Source organism: Mycobacterium innocens, assembly GCF_900566055.1.
GTDB lineage: Bacteria > Actinomycetota > Actinomycetes > Mycobacteriales > Mycobacteriaceae > Mycobacterium > Mycobacterium innocens.
Window position 1 is genome coordinate 1 of sequence record NZ_UPHQ01000131.1, and the last position, 11993, is coordinate 11993.

The window sequence follows — 11993 nt, forward strand, 5'->3', positions numbered from 1 at the left end:
GTTGCCGAGGACTGGGCGGGGGCGAGGCGGGGACGAATCGCATCCAGTGCCGCGTCGACGTCGCGGGCACTGAGGTTGGCGCCGGCCAGTATCTTCCGGTAGCGGGCGTAGCCGGACAGCCGGACGGCTAGCTGGGTGGTCGAGAACGGCTTGACAAGGTAGCTCAACGCGCCCGCCGCGATGGCTGCGCGGACGGTCTCGGCTTCGGTCGCCGCGGTCAAAATCATGCTGTCGGAACGCAGTTCGCGAACGAATTCGATTCCGGACCCGTCGGGTAGGCATACGTCTACCAGCGCCAGGTCGACGGCAGGCGCCTCGCGCGCGGCCGCAACGGTGTTGGCGGTGCCGGTCACTGCGAAACCCGGCATCACGGCAACGACTCCGGCATGCATGTTGGCGACGCGGAAGTCGTCGTCAACCACCAGCACGGTCAGGTCTGACCCACCCATTGCCCCTCCTCGGCCAGCACGCCCGGCAGCCGGGCGATGAACTCTGCGCCTCGCAGCGGTGATGCCGGGTCGCCCCTTCCTTGTTGACGGGCGGCGTTTACGACCGTGATGTGGTCAGACAAGGCTGGCGGCAACCACTCACCGAATGCTCGACAAACCCTGGGAAGCCGGCCGAGGCGCGCGCGCCGCCAGTCGACCGATCGGATCCCGCAAGGTGCCAAACCGCTTACTATCGCCGTCATGCCCGACTCGAAAATCCTGATCACCGGTGTCACCGGCCAGGTCGCCACACCCGTAGCCCGGGCCCTGGCGGCCGACAACGAGGTCTGGGGCATCGCCCGCTTCACCGACGTCGCCGCGCGTGCCGGCCTCGAGGAGGCCGGTGTTCGCTGCCAATCGGTCAACCTGGCCGCCGGCGACTTCGCCGCGATCCCCTCCGACTTCGACTATGTCCTCAACTTTGCGGTGGCCAAAAGCGGTAACTGGGACCAGGACCTCAGCGCCAACGCGGAGTCGATTGGTCTGCTGATGGCCTGGTGCCGCGGCGCCAAGGCGTTCCTGCACTGCTCATCGGCGGCCGTCTACGATCCGCCGGACGACCAGCCGCGCACCGAGCGTGCGGCCCTCGGCGACAACCACCGGTTGCTGTTCCCCACGTATTCGATCTCCAAGATCGCCGGTGAGGCGGTCGCCCGGTCGACGGCACGGATCCTGGAAGTACCCACCATCATCGCCCGCCTCAACGTGCCGTACGGCGACACCGGCGGGTGGCCGTATTTCCACATGGAGATGATTCTCGCCGGCATTCCGATCCCCGTTCCGCCCGGCGGACCGGCACGCTACAACCCGATACATCAGGATGACATCATCGCCACTATCCCGAAACTGCTTGCAGTGGCGTCGATTCCGGCGACCACGGTCAACTGGGCCGGTGACCAGATTGTCAGCATCCAGGAGTGGTGCGCCTACCTGGGCACCCTGATCGGCAAGGAGCCGGTGTTCACCGAGAGCGACCGGGCGCTACGCGGGAATCCCGTCGACCTGACCCGGATGCGCGAACTCATCGGCACCGCAACCACAGTCGACTGGCGCGAGGGATTACGCCGGATGGTGGCCAGATTTCACCCGGAGCTGGTTCACGCCTGACGGTAACGAAACGCCGAAGCGCCGGGACAACGACGCCGTAGCAGCCGTTTTTGCCGAAACGGAGCACTGTGTCGATCGGGTAGCCGGCTGGCGGCCGCGATAGTGTTACGCCGGCGACCCCGGTGGCGATGCGGACGTCGCACCGGCCGGCCCGCGGGAGGAGCGCAAATGGGATCCCAGGCCGCAGGACCCGCTACGTCGCGCAGCCAACCATGGCCCCGCGTGGTAGGGGCCGCCGCTCTTGCCGTGCTGGGCGCCTGCGGTGCGGCCTTGTTGGTGACAGCTCCCCGCTCGGATACCGTCCCGGCGAACCTGGCGTCACGAACCGACTGGGACCTGGCGACGGCGTTGCCCGCCGGCGCCGACTTCCCGTCCGACTGGGGATATTCGTTGACGGGGCGGTTGCGGCGACCCGCGACACCAGATCCGGGGACGTTGCGCGCGCCTCATCAAGACCCGGCAGCGGCCTACGAACCGGGCAGCTGCGGCGACATTCCCAAGATCCTGGACCACGCCGGGGGTGCGCTGGCCGCGTACGTCCAGGTCGACCGCTACGCCCAACTATTCGTGCAGGACGCGGCGGCGGCCGATTTCGCCGCGACCGGCGAAGGCCGCGAGCACGGACCCAATGCCCGCTTCGCGATCTGGGTCGTTCCGGACGCGGCGGCACGGATCGCGAACTACCTGGACTGGCTGGGCCGTTGCGGCTCCTACCGCGTCACCAACTATTTCTTCGATGGCCGGGTCAAAAACCATCGGACCATCACCACTCAGGTGGGAGCGCGCTCGGCCGTCGGCGCCGACGCCGCCGTCACAGCCACCAGAACATTCACCACGATCGGAAGCCGCGACCCTTCGTCGACCTACCACGTCACGTATTACGCGGTACGCGGCGTACTACTCGAATGCACCATCTATATGGAGGGTCCCGAGCTCGATCTGGTGCAGAAGCTTGCCGGCCAAACGCTGCAACGGCTACGCGCGCTATGAACCGCCTCTCGCTGCGGCCATGGGTGATCGCGGCCGCGCTGTGCGTGCTGGCAGCGGCCGCCATCGTGATCACCGCACCCGGCGTGCTCATCGCCTGGCGGCATAGCAATCCGGCGGCCCCGGGATCACTCGCACCGAAGCTGGCCTCGTTGAGCGACCAACAATTGGCGGAGTTGCTGCCCAAACCGAGTGATTTTCCTGCCTCGTGGACCGTCAGCGATATCAAAGAACTGTCCGATACGTTCGGGTACTTCAGATACCACGTGTCCGACGAAGGCCTGGGCTTCAGTCCCGTCGAATGCTTCGCGGTGGTGGGGGTCGCCTCGACCGGCGCTTTCGATGCGGCCGAGGTGTTCGGGCACGACCCCGCCGATCCGCCAGAGGTCGCCGACCGTCGAGACATCCGGCTCATGGTCGGCCGCGAATTCGACCCCACCGGATTCGACGCGTTCACCGGCCTGGTATCGCGGTGTCTGCGCTTCAGCAGCGCCGCCGTCGGCTCCTATGAGGTGCGCATCCTCGAGGATTCGCACTCCGCCGACGGACCGAAGCGGTTCCGATACTCGATCACCGCAACCATTGGCGGAGAGCCGGACGCCGCCCGGACCGATTACTACTCCTACGCGCGCACTTCGGGACTGATTCTGAGCGGCACGGCCAGCACCGGGCACCAGGGACCCTTCGATGCCCTCTTCGACAGCACGCTGAGCCGAATCTCCAACCGCTGACCTGCCCACAGACGCCACCGTGCCGAACCCGGTTCGGGTTCGGCACGATTCGTCGCCGCGAGGCGTCAGTGGTCGGCGTCGGGCCCCCTGAAGTAGCGGATCAGGAACCCGGCGGCCGCGACTGCCGCGACAGCGCCGGTCACGACCCACAGCACGAACTGGAAAGCCACCGATCCCATGAACCAGCCGAACGTCATCGACACGTATAGCAGCCAGATCACCCGGTAGAAGGACCACGCCGCCAGCAGGCCGAGGCTGATGCCGATCGCCAGGCTTGGTTGGCGATCGACGCGGTTGATCTTTTCTTCGATGCCGGCGGGAATGATGTTCATGGGCTCTTCCTTTCGCGTAAGGCGCCGCCTCGGTGGCGTCGTCGTTGCGACAAGTACAGGGCCGTGAGGCCGCTACCGATCCCAACAACGCGTGCCGGCCGCCGGACCGGACGCAGGCGGGTGGGACACCGCCGGGAAGGCCTGGCGTTACGCCAGAAACACACCCGCCGCCGAGGTGATCACGTCACCGGCGGCCAGGTCGCGGTTGCTGAGCTTCTTGAAGAGCAGGCCGACGTTGTCACCGGCAGTCGCCGCATCCAGCTTCTTGCGGAACGCCTCGATGGCGTCCACCCGCACCCCGGGCCCGTCGTTGATCCGCACCTCGTCACCGACCCGCAACTGCCCGTACTCCACGCGGCCGGTGGCCACGATCCCGCGACCGCGGATGAAGAACACGTCCTGGACCGTCATGCGAAACATGCGGCAACGGTACTGTGTTCCGGCCAGCGCCCGCTCGAGGTTCCAGCCGACCCGATCGACGACCACCGCGTGGCGCCGTACCCTGACGGACATGAACTGGTTGCGCCGAGCGAGGAAAGCCGCTGCGGGCCAACGAGTCACGCGCGCTGACCAGCAGCGGGCAATGGACGCGTTCGCCGAACTCAACACGCTCAACGCCGACCGGGAACGGCTGCTGCGCGACGGTTTGGCGGGTGTGGCCACAATCGTCGGGATCCGCCGCAACGTCGCGACCACGACGCTGGGAGCTTGGCATGAGCTGGAACTGGATGTGCAACTGCCAGAACGTGATTCTTACCGCGCGACGCGGCGCATCGCGCTCGAGCTGTCGACGGCCCCGCATCTCGCGGTCGGCGCCGAGGTGCCGGTGCGGGTGGATCCGCGGGACCCGTCGAAAGTCCTCGTGGTCGCGACGTTGTGACTACCAGACACGCACCCAGTCGACGAGCATCTGGGCGGGATAGGTCCCCGGCCCGGGGTCGCCGCCGCCGGAGCCGGCGACCGCGAGGTTCACCACCGGAGACACGGTGTAGCCGGGGTCGTTGAACGGCCAGTCAGGCAGCGAGTGCGCCGCCACCGTGAAGTACGGCTGCGCGCCGTCGACATAGTCTTGCCAGAACCGCATCCCGGTCTCATCCCATTGGCATCGCCAGGTGTGCCACCCACTGTCCAGCGCGATATTGTGCGTCTTCCATTCGGAGCCATTCGATTTGGCGTGGACGGTGGTGGCCGACGGCCAGCTGCCGTTGCCGTACCACTCGAGGATGTCGATTTCGCCGCGGTCTTCATTGGACAACCACCAGGCCGGCCAGCATCCGGCGGTCAGGCAGTCGAGTTTGACGCGAGCTTCCCAGGTGTGGCCGATGCCGCCCCGCCATGGGCTCTGCAGCTTGCCCGAATAGTAGGTCCCGCCGTCTTTCGCGGCCCGGATGACCAGGTTGGAATGGCCGTCGAGGAACACATTCTGACGATCGTCGCGGTACTGCCCGACGTTTTCGGGCCGCTCCCAGTACGTCGGGTCCTTCATCTGCTCGCGCGCCCGGGCTATGGTCCACTTCGACGAATCGGGTGCCGAACCGGCCGGGCCGTCGAACTCGTCGTGGAAAACGTAGTTGGTCGACTGGCCATTGGGTGCCGGCGCCGCGGGCATCGGCGTTCGTCCCACCGGTGCGCCGTGTCGGGACGGGTCGGCATGCGCCCTGGGAACCGGATTCGCCACCCCCAGCACGCCAAACACACCGAAGCCCGTCATCAGCATCATGCGACGACGATCCATGTCAGGCATAAGCCAGGGACGATAGCAGCCCAAGAAAACCCGCGCCGTACCGCGCTAAACCGCGATCGGCTGGGTTACCCGGACACCTTGACCACGAGCTTGCCAATGTTCTTGCCGTCGAACAGCATGTTGATCGCCGTCGGCAGTTGCTCGAAACCCTCCACGACGGTTTCCAGTGGCGTGAGCCTGCCCTGGGCGATAAGCCCCGAGATCTCCGCGATCGCCTCCGGTGCGCGGTGCAGGTGGTCGAGGATGATGAAGCCCTGCAGCGTCGCGCGCTGCACGAGCAGATTGGCGAATGCCCGAGGTCCGGGTGGCGGTTCGGCCGAGTTGTAGCCCGAGATCAGACCGCACAACGCGATGCGCGCGCCAACGTTGAGGCGCGCGAAGATCGCGTCCATGATGTCGCCGCCGACGTTTTCGAAGTCGACGTCGATGCCGTGGGGAGTGGCCGCGGCCAGTTGGGCCGGCCAGTCGTCTGCCCGGTGGTCGACAGCGGCGTCGAAGCCGAGCTGTTCGGTGAGCAATGCGCACTTTTCCCGGCCGCCGGCGATCCCGACGACGCGCGCCCCGTCGGCTTTGGCGAGCTGGCCGGCAACCGAGCCGACGGCTCCGGCGGCGGCCGACACCACCAGCGTCTCGCCGGCCCGCGGCCTGCCGATGTCGCGGATCCCGATCCAGGCCGTGAGCCCGGTCATCCCGAGTGCGCCGAGGTAAGCGCTGGGAGAGACGCCCTCGGCGACGTCGACCGGAAGCAACGGCATCGCGTCCGAGACCACCGCGTATTCCTGCCAGCCGACAAGACCCTGCACCGTCTGACCGACCGGGTATCTGGGATTTTTCGACGCGATGACCTCACCGAGCCCGCCCGCACGCATGACCTCGCCGATACCGACCGGCGGCAGGTAGGACGGCATGTCGTTGATCCACGCGCGGTTCGTCGGATCGAGCGATATCCAGGAGACGCGGACCAGTGCCTCCCCGTCGGCGATTTCGGGGACCGGTGCCTCGCTGAGTTCGAAGGTGTCCGCACCGATGCGTCCGGTGGGTCGTTCACGGAGCAGAAATCGGCGGTTGCGATCGGGCATGAGCGCACGGTACCCGACACATCAACGCCGCGGCATATGCGCTAAATCCTGTTTGCTTGCGAACCGCGGCGGACTTCGCCGGGGATGCTCTAAATCCTGTTTGCTTGCGAACCGCGGCGGACTTCGCCGGGGATGCTATAACGCCTCTATGTCAGGCTCTGAGTCCGGCGACGGGCACGTCATCACCCATGTTTCCGACACGGCCAGGTTGACGGCGCTGCATCGGGCCACCGAATCGGCCCGGCCCGACGCATTGTTCAGCGACCCGCTTGCCCAGCGTCTGGCCGGTCAGCATGGCCGCGCGATCGTCCGGCACGCCCCGTGGACACTTCGTAATGGTTGGTGGCTGGTCGCACGCACCAAAATCATCGACGACACCATTGCCAGGGCAATCGCGGACGGCTGTGACCGAGTGCTCAACCTGGCCGCCGGACTGGACACTCGACCGTATCGGCTGAATCTGCCATCTCGGCTGCGGTGGATCGAAGCTGATTTGCCGCAGTTGCTCGCCGAAAAGACCGAATTGCTTGCCGACCAGACACCGCGATGCCAACTGACCCGCAGCGCCGTTGACCTGGCCGACCCGCTCGCTCGCGCGGCGTTCTTCACCGAGGCCCTGGACGGCGCCGCCAATGCGCTGGTCCTGACCGAGGGCCTGTTGATGTATCTCGACGAGCAGGACGTCGTTGCACTTTCGGAAGCGATACGCCGACCCGAAGTCGGGTGGTGGATGCTCGATTTCGCCGGTCCGGGTCTGAAGAAGATGATGAACCAGCGGATGGCCGGCATGCTGGAGAATGCGCCCTTCACGTTCGCGCCCGATAACGGGCTGGCCTTCTTTGAAAGCCTCGGCTGGCGAGTAACCGAATCGGAATCACTGTTTGCCGCCGCAAATCGATTTCACCGGTTACCCAAATCCATGCGCGCAGTCGCATGGTTGCCCCAGCCCGATCCGCGTCACCCGGGCCGTAGACCTTGGAGTGCGGTGGCCCTGCTCACGCAGTGAATCCACCAACTACACAAATTAACGTCTCCGCGGATTTCCGCTGCGGCCGATAACAATTCGCCCCAGGAGCGAGCACCGCGCATCATCAACTGCCGGATTTCGGATCCACCGGCAATGCAACGACATCGTTCAGTGATGGACCGGTGGGCCGCCGCCGGCGCCGGACCTGCGGAAACGCCGGGTGCCCCTGGAAATTCATGGCTAATTCTTATCTAAAGACACGGTTTGATCACAGGTTTGCTAAGAATCCTAACTTTACGTTGCACAGCGCCGTGTGAACCTGAGTCGGTGGGATGAGAGGAGCGGACAATCGTGGCGAAGGCATCAGGGGCAACGGTGATCAGTCTGGAGTCACACCCGGCTTGGATTGCGGCCCAGCGGCGGGAAAGTCAGCTCCTCGAAGAGATGCGTCGTCATCCCGCATATCTGGGTCGTCAACGCGCAGCAGCAATGGGGCACGATGTCGGCGCCGGTGTGCCCGCCACCCCAGGATGGGTCAGCGCCGACGCACCGGCCTAAAGCTGGCCTAAAGCCTGCCCACATTCAGTTGAATGACGCCCCGCGCCAGCCTCCGTATCCTGATACGGAACACCGAGGGGAGCGCCATGTCTCAGACACCCGCCACCACCCGCACCACCTTCCCCGGCATCAGCTCGCGCGCCTGGGAGCATCCCGCCGACCGGACCGCGTTATCGGCGCTGCGCCGCCTCAAGGGCTTCGACCAGATCCTGAAACTCCTGTCGGGAATGCTGCGCGAGCGCCAACACCGGCTGCTCTACCTGGCCAGCGCCGCCCGCGTCGGGCCGCGTCAATTCGCTGACCTCGACGCCCTGCTGGACGAATGCGCCGACGTTCTGGACGCGCCGGCCAAGCCCGAGCTGTACGTCGTGCAGTCGCCGATCGTGAACGCGTACACGATCGGGATGGAGCAGCCGTTCATCGTGATCACTTCCGCGCTCTACGACTTGATGACCCACGACGAACTCCGATTCGTGGTGGGTCACGAACTGGGCCACGCACTATCCGGGCACGCGGTGTACCGCACGATGATGATGCATCTGATGCGGTTGGCACGGTCGTTCGGCGTTGTGCCGGTAGGCGGCTGGGCGTTGCGCGCCATCATCGCCGCTCTGCTGGAGTGGCAACGCAAATCGGAGCTGTCCGGGGACCGGGCCGGGCTGCTGTGCAGCCAGGACCTGGACACCGCGATTCGGGTGGAGATGAAGCTCGCCGGCGGCAGCCGGTTGGACAAGCTGGATTCAGAGGCCTTTATGGCTCAAGCACGCGAGTACGAACGGTCCGGAGACATGCGAGATGGGCTGCTCAAGCTGCTGAACCTGGAGCTGCAGACACATCCGTTCTCGGTACTGCGGGCCGCCGCCCTGACCAAGTGGGTGGACGCCGGCGGCTACGGCAAGGTCATGTCCGGCGACTATCCGCGCCGAGCCGACGAGGACAAGTCCTCGCTGACCGACGACCTCGGCCAGGCTGCCCGGCACTACCGCGACGGCTTCGACCAATCCGACGACCCGCTGATCAAGGGCATCCGCGACGGCCTCGGCGGCTTCGTCGACGGCGTCGGGCGCGCCGCCACGAGCGCGGCCGATTCGCTGGGCCGCAAAATCAGCGAATGGCGGCAGCCCAAATGACTGGCCGCTAGCCGGTCGACGTGACGTCAGCCGGTTCGCAGACACAGGCGGCGAAGACCGGCACACCCGCCCACGGATCACCGCGCCGACGCGCACCGGACACTGCCACCACCGCGTAGGGATGACCGAAACGCAGCGTCGCCGACCGCGACAGCACCGACGACACCATCCGCGCTGCGCAGAGCAACCGCGGTGACAGCGGCCGGCTCGAATACCCACCGGCCGTAGCGGGCTGCCGCGGACTGCCGAGCGCCGATATCCGGGATGCCGGGCGACATCGTCGCGGCAGTCGCGAGTGCCCGCCCGACCGCGGCGAAACCCAGACCCGGGTCGGTGGTCAAGTCGTGGTTCGAGGTGGCCTGCCACGCCGGTAACACCACGCGGACCTGCTCCCCGCCGGGCCGGGGTTCCTGGGTGATCGTCCAGAATTTCCCGTCGCCGAGCGCCATGTCCGTCAACGCGCGCCGGCGCACCGCGGAACCGGTTGCTTCGCGCCGGGCGATGTCGTGTGCGGCCGCCAGCACCGCTTCGAACCAAGCGTCTTTGCTCGCGAGCACCGAAGTCACGTGCAGGTCACAGTTGCCGACCGCGGGGTGCACCGCGACAACGCCCAACTCCTCGACGTCGGTGAGGTAGCCGTCGGCGCCGCCGAGGGTCAGTGCGTCAGCGACCCGCTGCTCCACGGCGACTGCAGCTCGCGGGCATCGGTGACCTCGTAGGGTCGACGCCAGCTGATGCGGGTCGCCAGCGCGCTGACCAATATCGCCTGCATATGCGATACGTCAACGGGGAAACGCTCGATCAACCCGTCGGTGTGGTCGCGCGCCCATACATCGGCCTGCTCCTGGCTGGGGACAGGACCCACATCCACGCCAGCCGGCAGGCCACCGGGTCAGTCGTCGAAACCCCATACCGCCAGCGCGGCCCGGATGACATCCGGCGGGTCGGCGAGCAATTCGTCCAGCGCCTGGCGCGCATGCTCGGCGTTGGTGCCGAGCACGTCATCGATGTCGTCTCCTACCCGACCGCGCGCCACCGGCGCGGCCAGGGCGAGGAGCAACCACGCGCCCAGTGGCGACGATATCGGGTGCACGCCGCCCTGCACCCGACTGAAGCGGCGGGCGTAGCGCGTGACGAGTCGCCCGATATCCACCCTCTACAGCTTGCCGGCGACGAAGTCGGCTGCCTGGTTGACCATGCCTGCCTGGATGTAGGCGCTGGCGTTATGTTGCGGCCAGTTCTGCTTCCAGGTGTTCGGGTCGGCCGGGTTGCAGACGGGGTCGGAGCCGTGGCACAACTCGATGGTCCTGTCGTTATAGACCGCGCTGAAGTTGGTGATCGGACCCATCCACTGACTTCCGTTGCCGAACAACGCGACGGCGGCGATGTGCTCATCGGCACCCGGGGGTAGCGGGCTGTCGAACCCAAATGCGGACATCGGCACCGCAAGCACCACGTCGGTGACCGCGGCGCCGAGGGAGTAGCCGCCGAGTACCAGCCGGGTGGCCGGGCAGGCATTGATCATGTACTGAACGTGACGGCTCATGTCGTTGGCGCCGACGTCGACCTCGGTGTCGGCCGGGTATTTGACGGCATAGCTGCCCATGCTCCTACCGCCAACCTTGGAGGCAAGAGTGCTGATGAAAGCATTGCCGATCACGCCGGGCCCCGGCGACTCTAATCTGCCGCGGGCGAAGACAACTTCGACCTGCGGGCAATTCGCCGCACTGGCCCGCCGCGGGGCCCCCGGCGCGCCGGGTGGCGACACGGCCGCGGCGATCGTCAGCGCAGCGCAGACTGCAACAGCCACCAACAATTGTTCAACCGACTTCACGGCAAGCGGAGCGCGCACACGAAGATGGTAGCCATTCCGGCCCAGCCGTTGGCCGGCTTGACGCTGACCGCCGGCTTTTGGCCCCGCATGAGCGGATAAGCGCCACGCGACCACGGCGCCGACCGTACAATCGCGGCATTCGGATCTCGGTCAAGTTCCACCTGAGTTTCACATTCCCCGAACTTAAAGATTTATGGCGAAGCGCCGATCACCTTGGTTCGAAGGGATTTGGGACTACGACCACTTCTTTGGACCATCGGAGTTCGACGAGCCGACCTACGAGGGCTGGACGACGCTGGCCGCCATGGGGGCGATTACCGAACGGACTCGGATCGGCTGCCTGGCGACCGGCGTGACGTACCGGAAGCCGGCGGTTCTGGCCAAGATGGTGGTCACCGTCGACCACATCTCCGGCGGGCGGCTCAACTTCGGCATCGGCGCGGGATGGCACGCGAGCATCGTGGGTACGGGATCGCGTTCCCGAGCCCAGCGAGCCGGGTCGCTGTGGTCGACGAAGCATTGACGGTGATCCGCAAGCTCTGGACCGGGGAGTTGGTGAACTTTTCCGGCGAATTCTTCACGCTCGAGGACGCGCTCTGCGAGCCCAAGCCCCTTCAGTTTCCGCACCCGCCAATCGTGATAGCGGGTACCGGCCAAAGATGCTGCGTCTCATCGCCCGCCACGCCGACGAATGGAAGATGCCGGCCTCCGAAGGCCCGCAGCTGTGGGGCGACGTGAACGCCCGGCTGGGCAAGGCCTGCGCCGAAGTAGGCCGTAACCCTGCCGAGGTCCGCCGTTTCGGACAAGTGCCGTTGCGAGTGAGTGATCTTTAGTGGTCACGCGACTCGCACCCCATTTCGGGGTTGTTCGGCAGCCTTGCGGCTGCGTCCCTTCCGCGCTTCACAGCCACCGGCCGGGCCAGGCCCGGTCTTACGGTCGGCTCCACGCTTGACGGCGGCCCCAACTGGGCCGACGACGCTAATGGTGTCCTCGTAGCGTGCGAGGTTGATCGCGGCGTTGTCATCACGTTGGTGTG

At 66.3% G+C, this 11993-nt stretch carries 17 protein-coding genes and 2 pseudogenes; 9 read left to right on the forward strand and 10 right to left on the reverse strand.

Features of this window, described 5'->3' with window-relative positions; translation table 11 throughout:
- Positions 1 to 449, reverse strand: a 449-nt coding sequence (locus EET03_RS14225) for a response regulator (RefSeq protein ID WP_122508781.1), incomplete at its 3' end; no start/stop codon positions are given.
- A gap of 240 nt (positions 450 to 689) precedes the next feature.
- On the opposite strand from EET03_RS14225, the gene EET03_RS14230 reads away from it, so the two are divergent.
- The 3 genes from EET03_RS14230 (at position 690) to EET03_RS14240 (ending at position 3313) form a co-directional block, all read left to right on the forward strand.
- The gene (locus tag EET03_RS14230) at positions 690 to 1595 is read left to right on the forward strand and encodes an NAD-dependent epimerase/dehydratase family protein (protein ID WP_075541393.1); all 906 of its coding nucleotides are present in this window, start codon (positions 690 to 692) and stop codon (positions 1593 to 1595) included.
- A gap of 168 nt (positions 1596 to 1763) precedes the next feature.
- Positions 1764 to 2585, forward strand: coding sequence for a hypothetical protein (locus EET03_RS14235; RefSeq protein ID WP_075541392.1), 822 nt, complete (start codon positions 1764 to 1766; stop codon positions 2583 to 2585).
- Positions 2582 to 3313, forward strand: coding sequence for a hypothetical protein (locus tag EET03_RS14240; protein WP_099193544.1), 732 nt, complete (start codon positions 2582 to 2584; stop codon positions 3311 to 3313). The genes EET03_RS14235 and EET03_RS14240 overlap by 4 nt, the downstream gene beginning before the upstream one ends.
- Positions 3314 to 3378: 65 nt before the next feature.
- Here the strand turns inward: EET03_RS14240 and EET03_RS14245 are convergent, their stop codons facing one another.
- Both EET03_RS14245 and EET03_RS14250 read right to left on the reverse strand, forming a co-directional pair.
- Positions 3379 to 3645 (reverse strand): hypothetical protein, encoded by a 267-nt coding sequence (locus tag EET03_RS14245; RefSeq protein ID WP_075541391.1) that lies wholly within the window; start codon positions 3643 to 3645, stop codon positions 3379 to 3381.
- A 147-nt stretch (positions 3646 to 3792) separates the two neighbouring features.
- Complete coding sequence (locus EET03_RS14250) at positions 3793 to 4065, reverse strand: EF-Tu/IF-2/RF-3 family GTPase (protein WP_075541395.1); 273 nt, start codon at positions 4063 to 4065, stop codon at positions 3793 to 3795.
- A 91-nt stretch (positions 4066 to 4156) separates the two neighbouring features.
- Here EET03_RS14250 and EET03_RS14255 point away from each other — a divergent pair, with 91 nt between their 5' ends.
- Entirely contained in the window at positions 4157 to 4525 is a 369-nt protein-coding gene (locus tag EET03_RS14255; protein ID WP_075541390.1) for a hypothetical protein, read from the forward strand.
- On the opposite strand, the gene EET03_RS14260 is transcribed toward EET03_RS14255, so the two are convergent.
- Positions 4526 to 5389, reverse strand: a complete 864-nt coding sequence (locus tag EET03_RS14260) for a glycoside hydrolase family 16 protein (RefSeq protein ID WP_075541389.1) — start codon at positions 5387 to 5389, stop codon at positions 4526 to 4528. It lies immediately after the preceding gene.
- A gap of 65 nt (positions 5390 to 5454) precedes the next feature.
- Complete coding sequence (locus EET03_RS14265; protein ID WP_063472718.1) at positions 5455 to 6468, reverse strand: NADP-dependent oxidoreductase; 1014 nt, start codon at positions 6466 to 6468, stop codon at positions 5455 to 5457.
- Positions 6469 to 6616: 148 nt separating this feature from the next.
- Between EET03_RS14265 and EET03_RS14270 the strand changes: the two genes are divergently transcribed.
- The 3 genes from EET03_RS14270 to EET03_RS14280 all read left to right on the forward strand — a co-directional run bounded on the left by EET03_RS14270 (position 6617) and on the right by EET03_RS14280 (position 9123).
- Positions 6617 to 7474, forward strand: coding sequence for a class I SAM-dependent methyltransferase (locus EET03_RS14270; protein ID WP_063472717.1), 858 nt, complete (start codon positions 6617 to 6619; stop codon positions 7472 to 7474).
- Positions 7475 to 7786: 312 nt separating this feature from the next.
- Positions 7787 to 7993, forward strand: a complete 207-nt coding sequence (locus tag EET03_RS14275) for a hypothetical protein (RefSeq protein ID WP_082274470.1) — start codon at positions 7787 to 7789, stop codon at positions 7991 to 7993.
- Positions 7994 to 8079: 86 nt separating this feature from the next.
- Positions 8080 to 9123, forward strand: a complete 1044-nt coding sequence (locus EET03_RS14280; protein ID WP_075541388.1) for a M48 family metallopeptidase — start codon at positions 8080 to 8082, stop codon at positions 9121 to 9123.
- Between the two features lie 77 nt (positions 9124 to 9200).
- Here EET03_RS14280 and EET03_RS31540 read toward each other — a convergent pair whose 3' ends face one another.
- Genes EET03_RS31540 through EET03_RS14290 form a run of 4 tightly spaced genes read right to left on the reverse strand, consistent with a single transcriptional unit; the run spans position 9201 to position 10939 of the window.
- The gene (locus tag EET03_RS31540; protein WP_244232362.1) at positions 9201 to 9806 is read right to left on the reverse strand and encodes a hypothetical protein; all 606 of its coding nucleotides are present in this window, start codon (positions 9804 to 9806) and stop codon (positions 9201 to 9203) included.
- A complete protein-coding gene (locus EET03_RS31545) occupies positions 9779 to 9994 on the reverse strand; it encodes a hypothetical protein (protein WP_244232363.1) in 216 nt (71 codons plus the stop codon). Before EET03_RS31545 ends, EET03_RS31540 begins: the two co-directional genes overlap by 28 nt.
- A 21-nt stretch (positions 9995 to 10015) precedes the next feature.
- Positions 10016 to 10276: a hypothetical protein gene (locus EET03_RS31550; protein WP_244232364.1), complete on the reverse strand. Its 261-nt coding sequence runs from the start codon at positions 10274 to 10276 to the stop codon at positions 10016 to 10018.
- Positions 10277 to 10279: 3 nt separating this feature from the next.
- On the reverse strand, positions 10280 to 10939 hold the full coding sequence (locus EET03_RS14290; protein WP_244232365.1) for a cutinase family protein: 660 nt from the start codon (positions 10937 to 10939) through the stop codon (positions 10280 to 10282).
- A 211-nt stretch (positions 10940 to 11150) separates the two neighbouring features.
- Here EET03_RS14290 and EET03_RS31555 point away from each other — a divergent pair.
- Positions 11151 to 11695, forward strand: a pseudogene (locus EET03_RS31555) (LLM class flavin-dependent oxidoreductase).
- Positions 11617 to 11790, forward strand: coding sequence for a hypothetical protein (locus tag EET03_RS30835; protein WP_208649055.1), 174 nt, complete (start codon positions 11617 to 11619; stop codon positions 11788 to 11790). The pseudogene EET03_RS31555 and the gene EET03_RS30835 overlap by 79 nt, the downstream one beginning before the upstream one ends.
- A 3-nt stretch (positions 11791 to 11793) precedes the next feature.
- Here EET03_RS30835 and EET03_RS14300 read toward each other — a convergent pair.
- Positions 11794 to 11993, reverse strand: a pseudogene (locus EET03_RS14300) (IS607 family element RNA-guided endonuclease TnpB); the annotation flags it as partial.